The following is a 15,715-nucleotide window of genomic DNA, read 5'->3' on the forward strand; positions in this document are numbered from 1 at the left end:
TAAGCCCCTCGCACAGCGATGTGCGGGGGGCTTTTCTTATTGGCAGGGATTATTCCTCGACAGCCTTCAGCAATCGTCGCTCAATCGGGGCGAGCACATTTGCCAGTTCCGAGCCGCGTTTGAGCACTTGCCCGTGTTCTCCGAACAGCGTGTACATGCCCTGTTTGTTACGCAAGGAAGGGCGTTTTTCGATGCGGGCCTGCGGGCGTTCGGCGGCCCTTCGAAATGCCGCGAATGTGGCTGCGCGCGTGTCGAAATCCATCGCGTAATCGCGCCACTGACCGCTTGCCACCATGCGCCCATACAGATCGAGAATGCGGGACAATTCGCCTCGGTCAAAACCGACCTGGCCTTGATGCTTACCACCGGGAAATGCGACGATCTGGCCGCTTGATCCCGATCCCAAACCCGAACTCATTCTCAGACGCTTCCGCTTTTCTTGCCGAGGTCAAAATTGCCTTGGACGGGCTCGGCGCCGTGTGCACCTGATGCTTTCAATGCCGCGATCTCGGCCTTCATTTCGGCAAGCTCGCTCTGAAGCTTTTCGATGCAATCGACGCGGTTCCCCTCTTCATCCTCGCACTCCATGGCGAGCGGCGTTCCATAGGGGATGAATTCCCTGATCCATTCCTCTGCCGGAACAAGAGTTGAGCGCGCTTTCACAGCGACCATCGTCGCGCCTGCGGGCACCTCTTCCATCACCACGGCATTCGCGCCAATCCGCGCTCGCTCACCCACGGTGATGGGGCCTATAACCTGAGCGCCCGAGCCTATGATCACATTGTCTTCAATCGTGGGATGGCGTTTGCCGCCCCTGCCATTGGTCGGATTGGTCCCGCCCAGCGTTACGCATTGATAGATGGTCACATTATCGCCGATCTCGGCGGTCTCACCGATCACGGTGAAGCCGTGGTCGATGAAGAAGTTTTTGCCAATCGTTGCGCCGGGATGAATATCAATCGCGGTCAGAAACCGGCTGAGATTATTCACAAAGCGTGCGAGCAGGAAAAGCTTTGCTTCAAACAGCCAATGCGCCACGCGGTGAAAGCCGAGCGCCAGAACGCCCGGATAGAACAACACTTCCCAGCGTGACCGAGGCGCAGGATCTCTTGCCTTGACCGAGTCCAGATAGGCTTTGAGCTTTGTGAACATTCCGTGATTCTCCCACCAAACGGGCAATTTTGCAAATTTGCTCAGAGCAGTTTTGCTTGGGGTGGACCATGCAAAGCTTCCAGCGCCGCGCGCCAGACAGACATGGTGGCAGGACTTGCACGTTCAAGGCTTATCCGATCAATCGCTGCGACAAGCCGTTCAAGGTCGGCAAAGCTGCGCCGTGTTCTGGGCACCAGATAATCCGTTGCCCCCTGCCCCAAGGTGAGCGCGCGCGCTTCAGCGTGAGCTTCGATCAGTTGTGCTGCCATGACGTCATCGGGTTCGCCGATTGCCAGTTGCAGCGATCCGCCAAGGCGCGATTTCAAGTCGGGCAGGCGAACCTCCCAAGGGGTCTTGTCAGCGATCAACAGCAGCGGCGTGCCCGCCTTTGACCCGCCATCCTGCACCGAATTCCAGCGATGGAATACCTCCGCCTCCTCCATCGCGTCCGCGCCGTCGAGCACCTCGATCCCCTGCCCCGCTGCCCAGCGGCCCAGAAGCGATTTGCCAGAGCGCGGCGGACCGGTGAGAACGGCGGTGCGAAACGGCCAGCGTGACGGCTCGCGCAATGCGGTGATCGCCGCCTCATTGGCATTGCCTACCACGATGCGCTGCGCCTCGCCGGTGGCCTCGACCACAAGCGGCAGAGCGATTTGGGAGGGGGGATTTGTCGCCTCAGCCATAGCCAAGGGCTCGTTAACGGCTGATCGCGAGCGCGTTTGCGCCCTCGCGCACGTTGAAGCCGCGTGCACGCAGGGCAGCGGCCAGTGTTGCGACATCGCCGGCAAAGCTTGCGCGCATGACCGAGGTCCCGCCCATAGCCGTGCTTGTGACTGCGATTCCCTGAACGCCGGGCACTTGGCGGACCGCTGTGAGGCTTGCGTCGAAGCTGCCCGGATCGGGCGTTGCGAATTGCACGGTAATCTGACGCACGGTGGCGGGCGCTGCGGCGGGCGTCTCTGGGTTTGCGGCGACCGCTTCTGGTGCAACGGTTGCATCAACAGCCGTACTCTGGGCCGCATTGCGTGCCCTGATTGCCCGCCCGATTTCGATGAGGCGAGCAATCGCCGGATCGACCTCTCCCGAACCGCCGATACGCAAGGTGGGATCAGGCTGCAGCTTTCCATCGGCGAGCGCCTGCTCGTAGATGCGGTCAATCCGGTCCACAGCCTCACCGAGCATTTCGGATAGCTCACCCGGCCCGCTTGCCTCAAGCGTGAAGCTATCAAGTTTCAGACTGTCGGGACCATAGCGCGCAGTGAAGGTTCCGGTGATTGGTCCACCGGGAAATTGGTGGTCGAGTTGGACGATCGGCACAAGCGCATCGGCTGCGCCATATTGGTCGAGGGTCAAACGCCACCACGCACGGCTTCGCCGCCCGACCTGCCCATAATTGAGCAGCAGCGAATCGCCGCCAGCGCCCGTGGGACGCACATAGTCGATGCGGCTTGTGCCCGGATTGAATTCGGCCCATGCGCGTTGCCAAGGGTTGCGCACTTCAAATGTCGTATAAGTGCCCCCGCTGAAGGTGACGGGAATAAGCAGCATCGGCGCAGACGAACGTCCCGCGCGCCCCCCGCCAAGATAGCGCCCCGCCCGCTGGCGATCAAAGGTTACGCCAAGCGTTGCGACATAGCGTTTGGGGCCGACCCGTTCGCGCTGAATAACGATGGCCGTGACCAGCCCGTTGAGCTGCCCGTCGGACACCGAGGGGCCACCCGCCTTTGCCCATGCCTTGCGTGCAGCCTCTTTCCAGCCATTGTTGCGTGCGTCTTCTGCGCTGTCTCCGGTGACGTCGACTTCAACCCCGCGCACTTCGATATCGGTGCTCGACGCGGTGGGAGCGATTCCGCGGTCCCCGGAAACCTGTGCAAGCACAAGCGCATAACCGCCCGCAAGCAGCACGAGCGCAATGACGCTCGCCAGCAGCCAGCGGGCGCGAAACGGGGCTCTCAAACTTGGGCCAAGAGGGTGCGAAATTGCCGCCATCGGGGAAATCTCGACGGTCTTTGCCCAAACCGGCGTGGAATTCCAAGCCTAAAGGGGTAAAGGGCTTCAAATGGACGGAAAAAACTCACCCTATACCTATGCCGATGCAGGCGTTTCTATCGAAGCGGGCAACGCCCTGGTCAAGGCAATCGCGCCCTTGGCCAAAGCAACCGCGCGCCCCGGCGCCACCAGCGAGCTTGGCGGATTCGGCGGATTTTTCGATCCCAAGGCAGCAGGGTACAAAGACCCGCTTCTGGTCGCGGCCAATGACGGGGTTGGCACCAAGTTGAAGCTCGCGATTGAGCACGACCGGCACGATTGCGTAGGCATTGATTTGGTCGCAATGTGCGTCAACGATTTGATCGTCCAAGGCGCAGAACCGTTGTTTTTCCTCGACTATTTCGCAACCGGAAAGCTGGAAAACGGCATTGCCGAGCGCGTGGTGGCGGGCATTGCCGATGGCTGTAAACAGGCAGGCTGCGCGCTGATCGGCGGCGAGACGGCAGAGATGCCGGGAATGTATGCCGATGGCGACTATGACCTTGCGGGATTTTGTGTGGGCGCGGTGGAGCGCGGGGAGCAGCTGACCGGCGACAAGGTCGCGCCGGGCGATGTCCTGATCGGGCTTGCGAGCTCTGGCGTGCACTCCAACGGGTATTCGCTGGTGCGGCGACTCGCTGAGGATAAAGGGTGGAAACTTGAGCGCCCTGCCCTGTTTGATCCCGACCGTTTGCTGATCGACGCCCTGATCGAGCCGACGCGAATTTATGTAGCATCCCTCCTGCCGCTTATCCGCGAGGGGCTGGTGCACGGCCTTGCCCACATCACAGGCGGCGGGCTTCTTGAGAATATCCCGCGTATCCTGCCCCAAGGCGCTCATGCGCGGGTCGACGCAGACCTGTGGGAGCAGCCGCGCCTGATGGCCTTCCTGCAAGCGCAAGGCGCAATTGAGCCCGAAGAAATGGCGCGCACCTTCAACTGCGGCGTGGGCATGGTGCTGGCCGTGGACGCGGATCGGGTTGCGGCGGTGACCGAGCGGCTGGAAGCGGCGGGCGAAACCGTCGTGCAAGTGGGCCGGATCGAAGCAGGAGCACGAGGCTGCACCGTTCGCGGCTCACAAGGCACCTGGGGCGGGCGCGAGGAGTGGGAGGCCACCCACCTTGCCTGACGGCTCGCAATCCAAGGCGCGCATCGCGGTCTTTATCTCGGGAACCGGCACCAATATGGCCGCGCTCCTTTATGCCAGCCGCCTGAAAGATGCCGCCTTCGAGATCGTGCTGGTCGCCAGCAATGTCGAAGGCGCCGAGGGATTGACCCTCGCCAGGACAGAGGGGCTTGCCACCTTCACCCATTCGCACAAGGGCATCACCCGCGAAGAGCAGGACGCCGCGATGGAGGCAGCCGCCGTTGAAGCTGGCGCAGATTACATCGTGCTCGCAGGCTACATGCGCATTTTGTCCCAAGGTTTCGTCGAGCGGTGGGAAGGACGGATGCTCAACATCCACCCTTCCTTGCTCCCCAAATACAAAGGGTTGAACACTTTTGCCCGCGCCATCGAATCGGGGGACAGTCATGCAGGCTCCAGCGTCCATATCGTCACGCACGAACTCGACGCAGGCGAGGTGCTGGCGCAGGTCAAAGTCGCGATTGCAGCCGATGACACAGCAGAAAGCCTTGCCGCGCGGGTCAAGATTGCCGAACACCAGCTCTACCCGCGCGCGGTTGCGGATTATGTCAGCCGGGGCAATGATCCCGACCATCTGTACGCCAGGTTGCGCGAGCTTGCTCTGGCCCTGCCTGAAACGCACGAAAAGACCAGCCACGGCTCCCCCGGTTTTCGGGTCGGAACCGTAAAATCGGGCAAGTTCTTCGCCCATTTCAGCCAGATGCACCACGGATCGCAGCATATCGCCGTGCTCGTCAAAACCAGCAGCATGGACGAACTTCTCGCGCTCGTCGAAACCCAGCCCGAAACCTATTACAAACCCGATTATTACGGAGCGAGCGGATGGGTTGGAGTAATTCTTAACCGTCCCGGCCTAGATTGGGACCATGTTCAGGATTGGCTGATGCGCAGTTGGCGCGAGGTCGCTCCTGCACGATTAACAAAATTGCACGATGCTGCGGATATGTTCTAGGGTTCGGACCCATAATGGCCACAAAGTGGAAAATCCCTGAGCGAGAACACCTGCTGGCCCGCGGGCCAATGGCGCAACGGGCCAATGATTTCCTGAGCCACGCATGGCAGCGCGGATGGCTGCCGACGCCGCCGCTTTCACCCGAAGTCTTGTGGGACACCGTCTCAAAAGGCTTTTCCAATCCTCAAATAAGCGAAACAGGCGGCCGTTCGGCAGAGGATGTGGCTGATTTCAGGCTCCGGCTCGAACAGCTTTGCGGTGCGATCAACGCCGAAGCCAAACTCAACTCGCTGGGGCAAGCGATGGCCTATGGCCAGCTTACGCGCGTCATCAAGAACCGCCTCGCACTTGGCCTGCTGTGGCATGGGCGCCCGCAAATCCTTGCGACGAAGCTTGCCCCGCCGATTATCGTTATCGGCCATATGCGCAGCGGCACGACGCGCATTCACAAGCTTCTGGCCAGCGACCCGGCACATTCGCACACGCGCTATCAGGATGCCTTTCACCCTGTTCCCGCAAAGCTTGGCATAAACCGGGTGCGCTCGGCGCTTGATCTGGCGATGCTTGGCGCGCTTAACCCGTGGCTGCAATCCATCCATCCGATGGGCCCGCGCGAGGTGGAGGAGGAACTGGCGTGGATTTCAGCGGCGCTCCACCACTCAATCTACGAATCGCAATGGCACATCCCTGACTACAGCACCTTCAGCGAAGCGCGCGATCCCCAGCCGATCTATCGCGAGTTCGCGCGGATCCTGCGCACCGATGCCGCAACCCGCAGGAATGCGCATATGCCGCGCATTATGAAAGTGCCCGCCTTTAGCGAGGACTTGCCCGCACTGCTCGAGCAGTTTCCGGGCGCACGCCTTGTGATTGCGACGCGGGACCGCGAGGCCGTTTTGCGCAGCGCGGTTTCGCTATGCGCGAACCAGATGGCGGTGCAATCGGATGCTTGCGATCTTTCGCGGATCGAGGCCTTGTGGGAGCACAAGATCACCATGCGCGAGCAGCGGATGGCGCACGCGCTCAAAGGTTGGATTGGCCCGATAGCGCATTTGCATTTCGATGAGCTCAACACTGATTGGGAAGCTGCAATCAGGCGGTGTTATTCCGACCTCGACCTGCCGCTCAGCGTCGAGGCGCTCGCCGCGATGCGCAAGGCGATGGCCGACAGCACGAAAAGCGCGCACCACGCACATTCGGCGCAGCTCCAACGCTTCGCAGCCCAAGGGTAACCCCGCTCCAAAACGAAAAAGGGCCGCCCTGCAAGGACGACCCTTTTAAAAATAGCTGCAGGATAAATGCCGCTTAGCCGACGATTTCGTCGTCGTTGAAGAAGAAGGCGATTTCGATCGCGGCGTTTTCTTCGCTGTCCGAACCGTGGACGGTGTTTTCACCGATGGAAAGCGCGTGCTCCTTGCGGATCGTGCCTTCTTCGGCTTCTGCCGGGTTGGTTGCGCCCATGATGTCGCGGTTGCGCTTCACAGCGTCTTCGCCTTCGAGAACCTGCACGACAACCGGCTCGCTCATCATGAAGTCGACGAGTTCACCGAAGAAGGGGCGCTCTTTGTGGACGGCGTAGAAGCCTTCGGCTTGCTCGCGGCTCATGTGGATACGCTTGGATGCGACAACACGAAGGCCGGCGTCTTCCAGCATCTTGGTGACAGCGCCGGTGAGGTTGCGCTTGGTGGCATCAGGCTTGATGATCGAAAAGGTGCGGGTAACCGCCATGATATATATTCCTTGTTTTGAAGAGAGGGGCACTTGAACTGCGTGCGCCAGAATTCGCTCGCGCGCGCTTACTCGTCACGACTTATAAATTCAAGCGTTGTGTGCTGCCTCGCGCGCGTCAGCCCGGCTCTTCACTGATCGTCAACTGGCCTTTGACGACGCCTTCTTCATCCGGAAACGCGCTGACCGAAAATGTCGTGCCTGTCTTCTCGTTCTCGCCGCCGATCATCTTGCCGCCGTTCATATTGGTCTCGATCTGGATCGTGATGCCGGCGTTTTCCGCCTCGGCGCGGTAGTGGTCCGCGATTTGCTCGGGCGATTTATCGCTGCGAAAGGTGGTCAGGCTGCCTTTCGTCTCGCCATTGTCGATCATGGTGTTGGAGAGCACTTCGGCCCCGCTGACCAACGTAAAGCCCGCTGGCAGATCGGAAGGCGCATCGGTGTTGGTGACCATGCTGACCGTGCCGTCATCGGTTTCGACCGTCATCGAGCTTTCGCCGGTGCTGCGGTCGATTTGATATTCGCCGGTATCGCCGTCTCCGGTGGCCAAATCCCCTTCGGTTTCCGATCCGCAAGCGGCAAGCGCAAGCGTGCTCGCGGTTACGGCCACAGTGAAGAATCTCATCATTCGTCCCTCAATTGGTGTCTTACGCGACCTTAACCCATTTCCCGCCGTCTTGGCGAAAAAATGATCGTTCGCGCGCCTCTTTCCCATCGAGCGAGCGCCAGGTGCCGCGTGCGGCCTCCACCGTCGCATCATCGAACAGGAGGAATGCGCGGGCAAAACCGTCCGTTTCGCGATATTCACCATCGGCATAGATCACATGGCTCGCGCTGTTCGCAGGCTCGGGCGTGTCACAGAGCAGGATCGGTTGATCCCCTGCCCCTGCTGCGTTCGCTTCGCCATTGGCAAGGAAGCTTTCCGGGCCCGCCTTCCATAGCGCCCTTGAAATGGCTTCGCGTTGTTCTGCGGACTTGCTGACAACCAGCAAGCGGTCGCCTCCGTCAAGCACGCGCCCTGCGATCAGGGCGACGACCTTTTCGACCGGATCGCGCGAGAGTTGCCAGAAATCGACTTTCATGTCTCGACGATAGACCAAGCCGCCCGCGCCCTCCACCCTTACACCCCGATTTTCACACCGGAGCATGATCCGGATGGAAGGGGGATGGCGCGGGTGGCCCGGGAGCTAGCCCTTATTGCGCTTACACCGCTCGGAACAATACTTCACATTGTCCCAGTCGCGCTCCCATTTCTTGCGCCAACTAAACGGGAGCCCGCATTTCAGACAAACCTTGGAGGGAAGGTCAGATTTCTTCCGCATCCGCGCCATTTTTTATGTCCTACCGCTTCGCTACTTGAGGACGGGCGAGCCTACTCAGCGTTGTCCGCAACGAACTGGTCGATCAAACGCGCGCCATAACCGGTTGCGCCTTTCTCATGCGTTGCGCCCGGCTTATCCGACCACACCATGCCAGCGATGTCGCAGTGCGCCCAAGCAACGCCTTTCTTGATAAAACGCTGAAGGAATTGTGCCGCCGTGATCGATCCGGCCCAGCGTCCGCCGATGTTTTTCATATCGGCGATGGGTGAATTGATAAGCTTGTCATACTCTGGCCCCAAAGGCATCCGCCACAGCTTGTCATCAGTGGTCTTGCCCGCTGAAACGAGGCCGTCGGCCAGCGTATCGTCATTGGCGAACAATCCGCCGTATTCATTGCCAAGCGCGACCATCATCGCCCCGGTGAGCGTTGCGAAATCAACGATGTGGGCAGGATCATACTCTTCCTGTGCCCAGTGGAGCGCATCGCACAGCACGAGGCGGCCTTCGGCATCGGTGTTGAGCACTTCGATCGTCTGGCCACTCATGCTGGTTACAACATCGCCCGGGCGCTGCGCGTTACCATCGGGCATATTCTCGACAAGGCCCATAACGCCAACGACGTTCGCCTTTGCCTTGCGCGAAACGAGCGCGAGCATGCCGCCAGCAACCGCGCCAGCGCCGCCCATGTCCCATTTCATGTCTTCCATACCCGGAGCCGGTTTGATCGAAATGCCGCCGGTGTCGAAGGTCACGCCCTTGCCGACAAAGACCGATGGTTTGTCGCCATCGTTTCCGCCGTTCCACTTGATCGCAAGCAGCCTGGATTCGCGCCGCGAGCCCTGACCAACGCCCAAAAGCGCGCCCATGCCAAGCTCGCCCATTTCCTTCTCGCCCAGCACGGTGATTTCGGCGCCCGTGCCAGCGAACGCTTCCTTGCAAAGCTCGACGAAGCTTTCAGGGTAAACGATATTCGCAGGCTCGGTGACGAGCATCTTGGTGAATTCGACGCCGCGGGCAATCGCCGCCTGACGCTCCCAATCGGTATCCGCGCCATCGGGCGCGCCCACGACGTGGACGGTCTTGAGCGAAATCTGCTTGTCGCTCGAAAGCTTGGTGCGATATTTGTCGTGCGCCCAGCTGCGCAGTTTCGCGCCGAGCAGAACCGCGCCCGCATCGCTTGCCGAAAGACCGGCGGCAGAAAGGTCGAGCACCAGCGCCTCTTCGCCAGAGCGCAGGTATTTCGCGATCACAGCGCCGCCTGCTTTTTCAAGGTTAAGCCGGCGATTGTCCGCGCCCTTGTCGCCTGCACCCACGAGAGCCACACGGGCAACCGTGTCACCGCTTGTGGTGAACCCTTCGAACAGCTGGCCCGGCGAGCCTTTGAAGCGCGAAGCCTCGGCCCCTTTGACCAATGCTGTGTCCAGCCCTGCTGGCATATCGCCCTTGTTGACGATGGTCGCGGTAAGGCTGACTTGTGAAGGCGCGCTGGCGCTAAACTCGATTTGCATGTGTGCTCCGGCTGTTTAAGCTTCTGAGAGGACGGGGTGAATTGCGATATTGATCACGGTCGATAAACAGCTGACCGTGGGCAAAAGTTCCTCACATCCCAAACTCGATTGCGATTAAGCGTGAGCGGTGCAATAGGCAAGCCATGGCGGCAAGATTCAGCGTCAAGATGGTCCCTTTCGAGCGTGCTGCTTGTGCAGCGACGTTGAGCCTTTGCGCGCTCGGCGCGCCTCTGGCTGCGCAGGATGAGGTTGAAAATCTGCAGGAGACGCCAGAGACAAACGAGGTCGCCTCGGGCCTCGACGCGCTGAGCGATGAGACGATCACCTTCGAGGCCGACAGCGTCGATTATGATTCTGCTGCCGAGCGTATCACGGCGCGCGGCAATGTGATCTTGCGCAATGCAGACGCAAGCGTTCGCGCCGACGAGGTCGAGTGGAACCGCAACACCTCCACAATCACCGCACGCGGCAATGTGCGCTTTGTCGACCGTTCAGGCAATCAGATCTTCACCGAAACGGTGCAATTGAACGATGCCTTTGAAGCGGGCGCAATGGACGATCTGCTGCTTGCGCTTCGCACCGGCGGACGGTTGGCCGCCCGCTCCGCAGAGCGCGGCGAAGACGGCGTCGTGGTCCTGAACGAAGCGGCCTATTCGGCCTGCCCCGTGACCGATGAGGAAGGCTGCGACCGCGATCCCAGCTGGCGCATCACCGCCGACCGGGTGCGCTATGACCCTGAAGAAAGCCGCATCCGTTTCGATGGCGCGATGCTCGAACTTTTCGGAGCGAGGCTCCTTCCCCTTCCCGGCCTTGCGCTTCGCACCGATGGCGCTGCGGAAAGCGGTTTTCTGGTCCCCAATATCCGCTTCGATCAGGTCAACGGGCTTGAGGTGTCTGGCGAATATTATTGGCGCATGGCCGATAACAAGGACCTGACGCTTGGCACCCATATCTACACCGACGCAGCGCCCATGGCCCGTGCGCAGTTCCGCCATTTTACCGAAAAGGGCGCCTATCAGATCACCGGCTATGCCACCAACAGCCGGCGCGTGGCGAACTTTGGCGTAGCACCGACGAGTGAAAGCGATCCGCGCGGCTATCTGGCTGCCAATGGCCGCTTTATCTTTTCGCCCGAATGGAGCCTGACAGGTTCGATCCGGCTCGCATCCGACCGCACGTTCCTGCGCCGCTATGACATCAGCCGCGACGACCGGTTGCGTTCGACCATCAATCTGGAGCGGATCGACGACAATTCTTACTTCAGCCTCGCTGGATGGGCGACGCAGACACTGAGGATTGCTGCCGATCAGGGGCAGATCCCGCTCGCTGTCCCCGCGCTCGATTACCGTCAAAGGCTGGACCAGGAGGTGCTTGGCGGAACGGTTGAATTTCAGGCCAACACGCTCGCGCTCATCCGCGACGAGGGGCAGGATACACAGCGCGCATTTGCAGGTGCAAAGTGGGATTTGCGCACGCTTACCGGGCTTGGCCAGATGGTGACGCTGACCGGCCTTGTGCGCGGCGACGTTTACAACACCGAGGACACCCTTTCGACCCTGACACAGGTTTACCGCGGGCAGGAAGGCTGGACCACAAGGGGCATTGCCACCGCAGCGGTCGATGTCGAGTGGCCATTTGTGGGCGAAGCCTTTGGCGGCACGCAGGTGCTGACCCCGCGTGTCCAATTGGTGGCAAGCCCCAATATCCGCAATCTCGCCGTGCCGAACGAAGATGCGCGCGCGATTGACCTTGAAGATTCCAACCTTTTCGCGCTCAACCGTTTCTCCGGTTATGACCGGGTCGAGGACGGCGCGCGGGTCACCTATGGCTTTGACTGGGAGCTCAATCGCCCCGGCTGGCGGATCAAGACCAATATCGGGCAAAGCTATCGCCTTACCAATGAGGAAGAGATCTTCCCCGACGGGACGGGCCTGTCGGACCGTTTCTCCGACTTTGTTGGCCGGACCGAGGTGCGCTATAAAAACTTCGTGAAGTTCACCCACCGCTTCCGCCTCGACAAAGACAATTTCGCGGTGCGCCGCAATGAAATCGACGCAGCCATCGGCTCGCAGCGCAATTATGTCGAAATCGGCTATCTGAGGCTCAACCGGAACATTCAAACTGTCGAAGACTTGAGCGACCGCGAAGAAGTGCGCGCCGCAGCGCGTGTGACGATTGGCCGCAACTGGTCGGTGTTCGGCTCGGGCGTTTTCAACCTCACCGATGAGGATGAAGATCCGGTCTTTGCGCCCGACGGTTTCGAGCCCATCCGCACAAGGTTAGGCATTGCTTACCGCGATGATTGCATCGAGTTTGGAGCAACCTGGCGGCGCGACTTCATCACATTTGGCGATGCCGAACAGGGCAACTCCTTCCGCCTGTTCTTTGCCCTGCGCAATCTTGGCTTCAGATAAAGAGCACGGGTCACGTTGGCAGTTTACCAAAAAGGCGTTAAAGAGCCTGACAAACAACGTCAGGCAGCGTTAAGCTGGCGGTTTGTATCGGGGTTGGGACACGGCAAAGGAGCCACTGGACAGGCGAGCCGAAAGGCGCCTCGGGCTTGGCGACAACACTGGCCCACTCTTTTGCGAACACACATTGAAATATGATGCGAGATACCGGGATCAACATGGTGACCTTGAAGGCTTTTTCTTACATGCGTAGCTCTCTTCTGGCGCTTGGCGTCGCGGCGATGGCCGCCTCTTCCTTGCCGCTGGCAGCGCCTGCATCTGCGCAATCGGGCGCCGCTGCGGCACCTGCGCCGCCTGCTGCTGCGCCTGCCAATCCCTTTGGCCTGCCAGACAGTGTCAATCTGCTGGGCAGCAGCCGCCCGAACGAGCGCAGTGCGACTGCAATGGTCAATGGCTACGTCATTACCGGCACCGACATCGACCAGCGCGTGGCGCTCGTCACCAATGCCTCGGAAAACAAGATTGAGGGTGAAGAGCTTCAGCGTCTGCGTGCGCAGGTGCTGCGCAATCTGATTGACGAAACGATCAAGATCCAGGCCGCAGAGGCTCAGGAAATCGGAATTCAGAAAGCGCAGGTTGAGCAAACCTTTGCCCAGCTTGCCGCGCAAAACTTCCCCGACAATCCGGCGGGAATGGACGCTTATCTCAAGTCCATCGGCTCCTCCTCGGACGCGCTCAAACGTCAGATCGAGGGCGAGCTTGCGTGGGACAATCTTATCCGCCGCAACATCAGCCCGTTCGTGAACGTCGCCGCTGAGGAAGTGACCGGCATTCTCGAAAGGCTCGAAGCCTCACGCGGCACCGAAGAATATCGCCTCGGCGAAATCTACATGAGCGCGACCGACGAAAACCGCGAGGCGGTGGTCCAGAACATGCAGCGCATCGTCGAGCAGCTTCAGGCAGGCGGCAGCTTTGTCGCTTATGCCCGCCAGTTTTCCGAAGCATCCACCGCGGTGACAGGCGGCGATACGGATTTCCTTCGCCTTGGCACATTGCCCGGCCCCATGGCCGAAGCCGTGCAAGGGATGCAGCCGGGCCAACTGGTCGGTCCCATCGCCATCCCGGGCGGCTACACCATCATTTACCTGATCGATAAACGTCAGGTTCTGATGGCCGACCCGCGCGATGCGGTGCTCAGCCTTAAACAAATCTCGATCGAGCTTGCCCCCGGCCTCAGTCAAGCCGAAGCAACCGCCCAGATCGAGCAATTCGGTGAGGCCGTTCAAACCATGCGCGGATGTTCGAACGCGGACGAAGTCGCCCGCGCCATCGGCGCCTCGGTCGTCTCCAATCCTGAGATCCAGGTGCGCCAGCTCCCCGACCAATTGCAGGGCATCCTCTTGGACCTTCAAGTGGGTCAGGCAACGCCCCCGTTCGGCACTGCCGACGAAGGTGTTCGGGTGCTGATGCTGTGCGGGCGCGATGATCCTCAGCAAGCCGGCACGCCCACCTTCCAATCGGTGATGAACTCGATCGAGGAAGAGCGCATCAACAAGCGCGCCCAGCGTTACTTGCGCGACCTGCGCAACGACGCATACGTTCAGTACAACTAAGGGTAGCGCACGAGGGTGACAGCACTGCCGCTTGCCCTTTCGCTAGGCGATCCCGCCGGGATTGGACCCGAGATTATTCTGAACGCCTATGCGGCGCTTCAATCGGGCGAACGCGGGTTCTTTGTGGTCGGCGGGTTTGACGTGCTTCGAGCCTGCGCAAAGGCCCGCGGCCACACCTTCCCGATTGTCGCAATCGGTGATCCGGGTGAGGCGACCGAGGCCTTTCGCGAAGGTTTGCCGGTCTTGGCCGGGGCCGATGCCGCCTACACCCCTGGCACCCCCGATGACCAGGGCGCAGCACTTGCGATGCAATCGCTGGCCGAAGCTGTGCGATGCGTGCTTCTGGGTCAGGCGAGCGGGGTCGTGACCGCACCCATCAGCAAAAGCCAGCTTGCCCGCGTGGGCTTCGATTTTCCGGGTCAGACCGAATTTCTCGCCAGCGTTTGCGGCCTCGCTCCTGAAGATGCGGTGATGATGCTTGCTGGCCCCACCCTGCGCACCGTGCCCCTTACCGTGCACGTCGCCTTGTCTCAGGTTCCACGGCTGATCTCGCGCGAGTTGATCGAGCACAAGGCGGGCATTGTGGATGCAGGACTGAGGCGCGATTTCGGTATTGCGGCCCCGCGCATCGCGATTTCCGGCCTTAATCCGCACAATGGCGAAGACGGCAAATTCGGCGATGAAGAGGCCCGCGTAATCGAACCCGCCATCGAGGCCCTGCGCGAGCGCGGCGTGGGCGCATTCGGCCCTGTTCCAGCCGATGCCCTGTTCACAGCGCCCATCCGCCCCAGTTTCGACGCTGCGATCTGCATGTATCACGATCAGGCGCTTATCCCGATCAAGGCGCTGGAGTTTGACCAGGGTGTCAATGTGACGCTCGGCCTGCCCATCATCCGCACCTCCCCCGATCACGGGACGGCGTTTGACATCGCAGGCACAGGCAAGGCCGACGCAGGCGCAATGCTCGCCGCAATCCGCATGGCGGTGCAGATGGCAGCGGCTCGGGCCAAGCTTTAAATGACCACTCTTCCCCCCATCCGCGAAACCATCGCCAAACACGGCCTTTCGGCCAGCAAGGCTCTTGGGCAGAACTTTCTGCTGGATGAGCAATTGCTTGACCGCATCGCTGCGCTTCCCGGTGACCTCAACGGCGCAAACGTGCTCGAAGTGGGCCCCGGCCCCGGCGGGCTCACAAGGGCGCTTTTGAGAGCGGGCGCGAATGTCACCGCCATCGAAATGGACGCGCGCTGCTTGCCTGCACTGGAGGAATTGTCGGACGCCTTTCCCGGCCAGCTTACCGTCATTCAAGGCGATGCGATGAAGCTTGATCATGGAGAGATCATGCACGGCGAACCCTTCCACGTCCTCTCCAACCTTCCCTACAATGTCGGCACGGCTTTGTTCGTAAAATGGCTTTCGGGCGAAAACTGGCCGCCCCAATGGCTCTCGCTCACCCTCATGTTCCAACGCGAAGTGGCCGAACGGATTGTCGCGACATCCGGCGCGTCCGCCTATGGCCGCCTTGCGGTGCTGGCCCAGTGGCGTAGCGGAGCAAAACTAGCGATGAAGGTCCACCGCAGCGCCTTCACCCCGCCGCCCAAGGTCATGAGCGCGATAGTCCATTTGACACCGGGTGACGCTCCTGAAGGTGTATCCGCAAAGACCCTCGGACGCCTCACCGAAGCCGCCTTTGGTCAACGCCGCAAAATGCTGCGCCAGAGTTTGAAAGGCGTGCCCGGCGCATTGGAAGCGCTGGAAGCTGTCGGCATCGAACCCACCCGCCGTGCCGAAACGGTGAGCGTGGAGGAGTTTGTTGCACTGGCGCGGGCTCTCAAGAACTAGGAAATCCGCCTT

Annotated in this window: 16 protein-coding genes; 7 read left to right on the plus strand and 9 right to left on the minus strand. The window is 60.7% G+C overall.

The features are described 5' to 3' along the window. Window positions 1-49: 49 nt before the first annotated feature. Genes MWU38_RS01930 through MWU38_RS01945 form a run of 4 tightly spaced genes read right to left on the minus strand, consistent with a single transcriptional unit; the run spans window position 50 to window position 3,141 of the window. Window positions 50-418: a DUF2794 domain-containing protein gene (locus tag MWU38_RS01930; protein ID WP_247270146.1), complete on the minus strand. Its 369-nt coding sequence runs from the start codon at window positions 416-418 to the stop codon at window positions 50-52. A gap of 2 nt (window positions 419-420) precedes the next feature. Next, window positions 421-1,152 carry a serine O-acetyltransferase EpsC gene (epsC, locus tag MWU38_RS01935; protein WP_247270147.1) on the minus strand — a complete coding sequence of 244 codons (732 nt, stop codon included), beginning with the start codon at window positions 1,150-1,152 and terminating at the stop codon, window positions 421-423. Window positions 1,153-1,193: 41 nt separating this feature from the next. Beyond that, entirely contained in the window at window positions 1,194-1,835 is a 642-nt protein-coding gene (locus MWU38_RS01940) for an ATPase (protein WP_247270148.1), read from the minus strand. Between the two features lie 13 nt (window positions 1,836-1,848). Beyond that, window positions 1,849-3,141, minus strand: coding sequence for a heavy-metal-associated domain-containing protein (locus MWU38_RS01945; protein WP_247270149.1), 1,293 nt, complete (start codon window positions 3,139-3,141; stop codon window positions 1,849-1,851). A gap of 70 nt (window positions 3,142-3,211) precedes the next feature. On the opposite strand from MWU38_RS01945, the gene purM reads away from it, so the two are divergent. From purM to MWU38_RS01960, 3 genes are read left to right on the plus strand one after another with little or no spacing between them, the layout of a single operon-like run. After that, on the plus strand, window positions 3,212-4,309 hold the full coding sequence (gene purM, locus MWU38_RS01950) for a phosphoribosylformylglycinamidine cyclo-ligase (protein WP_247270150.1): 1,098 nt from the start codon (window positions 3,212-3,214) through the stop codon (window positions 4,307-4,309). Beyond that, window positions 4,302-5,279, plus strand: coding sequence for a phosphoribosylglycinamide formyltransferase (purN, locus tag MWU38_RS01955; protein ID WP_281494503.1), 978 nt, complete (start codon window positions 4,302-4,304; stop codon window positions 5,277-5,279). Before purM ends, purN begins: the two co-directional genes overlap by 8 nt. Window positions 5,280-5,293: 14 nt before the next feature. Beyond that, the gene (locus MWU38_RS01960; protein ID WP_247270151.1) at window positions 5,294-6,511 is read left to right on the plus strand and encodes a sulfotransferase; all 1,218 of its coding nucleotides are present in this window, start codon (window positions 5,294-5,296) and stop codon (window positions 6,509-6,511) included. A 73-nt stretch (window positions 6,512-6,584) separates the two neighbouring features. On the opposite strand, the gene ndk is transcribed toward MWU38_RS01960, so the two are convergent. The 5 genes from ndk to MWU38_RS01985 form a co-directional block, all read right to left on the minus strand. Then, window positions 6,585-7,007 (minus strand): nucleoside-diphosphate kinase, encoded by a 423-nt coding sequence (gene ndk / locus MWU38_RS01965; RefSeq protein WP_247270152.1) that lies wholly within the window; start codon window positions 7,005-7,007, stop codon window positions 6,585-6,587. Window positions 7,008-7,125: 118 nt separating this feature from the next. Beyond that, window positions 7,126-7,635, minus strand: a complete 510-nt coding sequence (locus MWU38_RS01970; protein WP_247270153.1) for a hypothetical protein — start codon at window positions 7,633-7,635, stop codon at window positions 7,126-7,128. A 19-nt stretch (window positions 7,636-7,654) separates the two neighbouring features. Beyond that, window positions 7,655-8,089, minus strand: a complete 435-nt coding sequence (locus MWU38_RS01975; protein WP_247270154.1) for a DNA polymerase III subunit chi — start codon at window positions 8,087-8,089, stop codon at window positions 7,655-7,657. 105 nt (window positions 8,090-8,194) lie between these two features. Next, window positions 8,195-8,338 carry a DUF2256 domain-containing protein gene (locus MWU38_RS01980; protein ID WP_247270155.1) on the minus strand — a complete coding sequence of 48 codons (144 nt, stop codon included), beginning with the start codon at window positions 8,336-8,338 and terminating at the stop codon, window positions 8,195-8,197. A gap of 41 nt (window positions 8,339-8,379) precedes the next feature. After that, window positions 8,380-9,837 carry a leucyl aminopeptidase gene (locus MWU38_RS01985; RefSeq protein WP_247270156.1) on the minus strand — a complete coding sequence of 486 codons (1,458 nt, stop codon included), beginning with the start codon at window positions 9,835-9,837 and terminating at the stop codon, window positions 8,380-8,382. A 143-nt stretch (window positions 9,838-9,980) separates the two neighbouring features. Between MWU38_RS01985 and lptD the strand changes: the two genes are divergently transcribed. The 4 genes from lptD to rsmA all read left to right on the plus strand — a co-directional run bounded on the left by lptD (window position 9,981) and on the right by rsmA (window position 15,703). Beyond that, window positions 9,981-12,251, plus strand: coding sequence for an LPS assembly protein LptD (gene lptD, locus MWU38_RS01990; RefSeq protein ID WP_247270157.1), 2,271 nt, complete (start codon window positions 9,981-9,983; stop codon window positions 12,249-12,251). A 191-nt stretch (window positions 12,252-12,442) separates the two neighbouring features. Then, window positions 12,443-13,861, plus strand: a complete 1,419-nt coding sequence (locus tag MWU38_RS01995) for a peptidylprolyl isomerase (protein ID WP_247270158.1) — start codon at window positions 12,443-12,445, stop codon at window positions 13,859-13,861. Between the two features lie 15 nt (window positions 13,862-13,876). After that, the gene (gene pdxA / locus MWU38_RS02000; RefSeq protein ID WP_247270159.1) at window positions 13,877-14,878 is read left to right on the plus strand and encodes a 4-hydroxythreonine-4-phosphate dehydrogenase PdxA; all 1,002 of its coding nucleotides are present in this window, start codon (window positions 13,877-13,879) and stop codon (window positions 14,876-14,878) included. Then, window positions 14,879-15,703, plus strand: a complete 825-nt coding sequence (gene rsmA, locus MWU38_RS02005) for a 16S rRNA (adenine(1518)-N(6)/adenine(1519)-N(6))-dimethyltransferase RsmA (protein ID WP_247270160.1) — start codon at window positions 14,879-14,881, stop codon at window positions 15,701-15,703. Window positions 15,704-15,715 lie beyond the last annotated feature (12 nt).

Origin of the sequence: Qipengyuania sp. S6317L1 (assembly GCF_023015615.1) — a bacterium.
Classification (GTDB): domain Bacteria; phylum Pseudomonadota; class Alphaproteobacteria; order Sphingomonadales; family Sphingomonadaceae; genus Erythrobacter.

Excerpts from the sequence above, each read along its gene's own strand:
- MWU38_RS01930 (WP_247270146.1), bottom strand. The coding sequence starts at position 418 with ATGAGTTCGGGTTTGGGATCGGGATCAAGCGGCCAGATCGTCGCATTT.
- epsC (WP_247270147.1), bottom strand. The coding sequence starts at position 1,152 with ATGTTCACAAAGCTCAAAGCCTATCTGGACTCGGTCAAGGCAAGAGAT.
- lptD (WP_247270157.1), top strand. The coding sequence starts at position 9,981 with ATGGCGGCAAGATTCAGCGTCAAGATGGTCCCTTTCGAGCGTGCTGCT.
- ndk (WP_247270152.1), bottom strand. The coding sequence starts at position 7,007 with ATGGCGGTTACCCGCACCTTTTCGATCATCAAGCCTGATGCCACCAAG.
- MWU38_RS01975 (WP_247270154.1), bottom strand. The coding sequence starts at position 8,089 with ATGAAAGTCGATTTCTGGCAACTCTCGCGCGATCCGGTCGAAAAGGTC.
- MWU38_RS01995 (WP_247270158.1), top strand. The coding sequence starts at position 12,443 with ATGATGCGAGATACCGGGATCAACATGGTGACCTTGAAGGCTTTTTCT.
- purM (WP_247270150.1), top strand. The coding sequence starts at position 3,212 with ATGGACGGAAAAAACTCACCCTATACCTATGCCGATGCAGGCGTTTCT.
- MWU38_RS01940 (WP_247270148.1), bottom strand. The coding sequence starts at position 1,835 with ATGGCTGAGGCGACAAATCCCCCCTCCCAAATCGCTCTGCCGCTTGTG.
- MWU38_RS01985 (WP_247270156.1), bottom strand. The coding sequence starts at position 9,837 with ATGCAAATCGAGTTTAGCGCCAGCGCGCCTTCACAAGTCAGCCTTACC.
- MWU38_RS01970 (WP_247270153.1), bottom strand. The coding sequence starts at position 7,635 with ATGATGAGATTCTTCACTGTGGCCGTAACCGCGAGCACGCTTGCGCTT.
- MWU38_RS01980 (WP_247270155.1), bottom strand. The coding sequence starts at position 8,338 with ATGGCGCGGATGCGGAAGAAATCTGACCTTCCCTCCAAGGTTTGTCTG.
- MWU38_RS01945 (WP_247270149.1), bottom strand. The coding sequence starts at position 3,141 with ATGGCGGCAATTTCGCACCCTCTTGGCCCAAGTTTGAGAGCCCCGTTT.
- rsmA (WP_247270160.1), top strand. The coding sequence starts at position 14,879 with ATGACCACTCTTCCCCCCATCCGCGAAACCATCGCCAAACACGGCCTT.
- MWU38_RS01960 (WP_247270151.1), top strand. The coding sequence starts at position 5,294 with ATGGCCACAAAGTGGAAAATCCCTGAGCGAGAACACCTGCTGGCCCGC.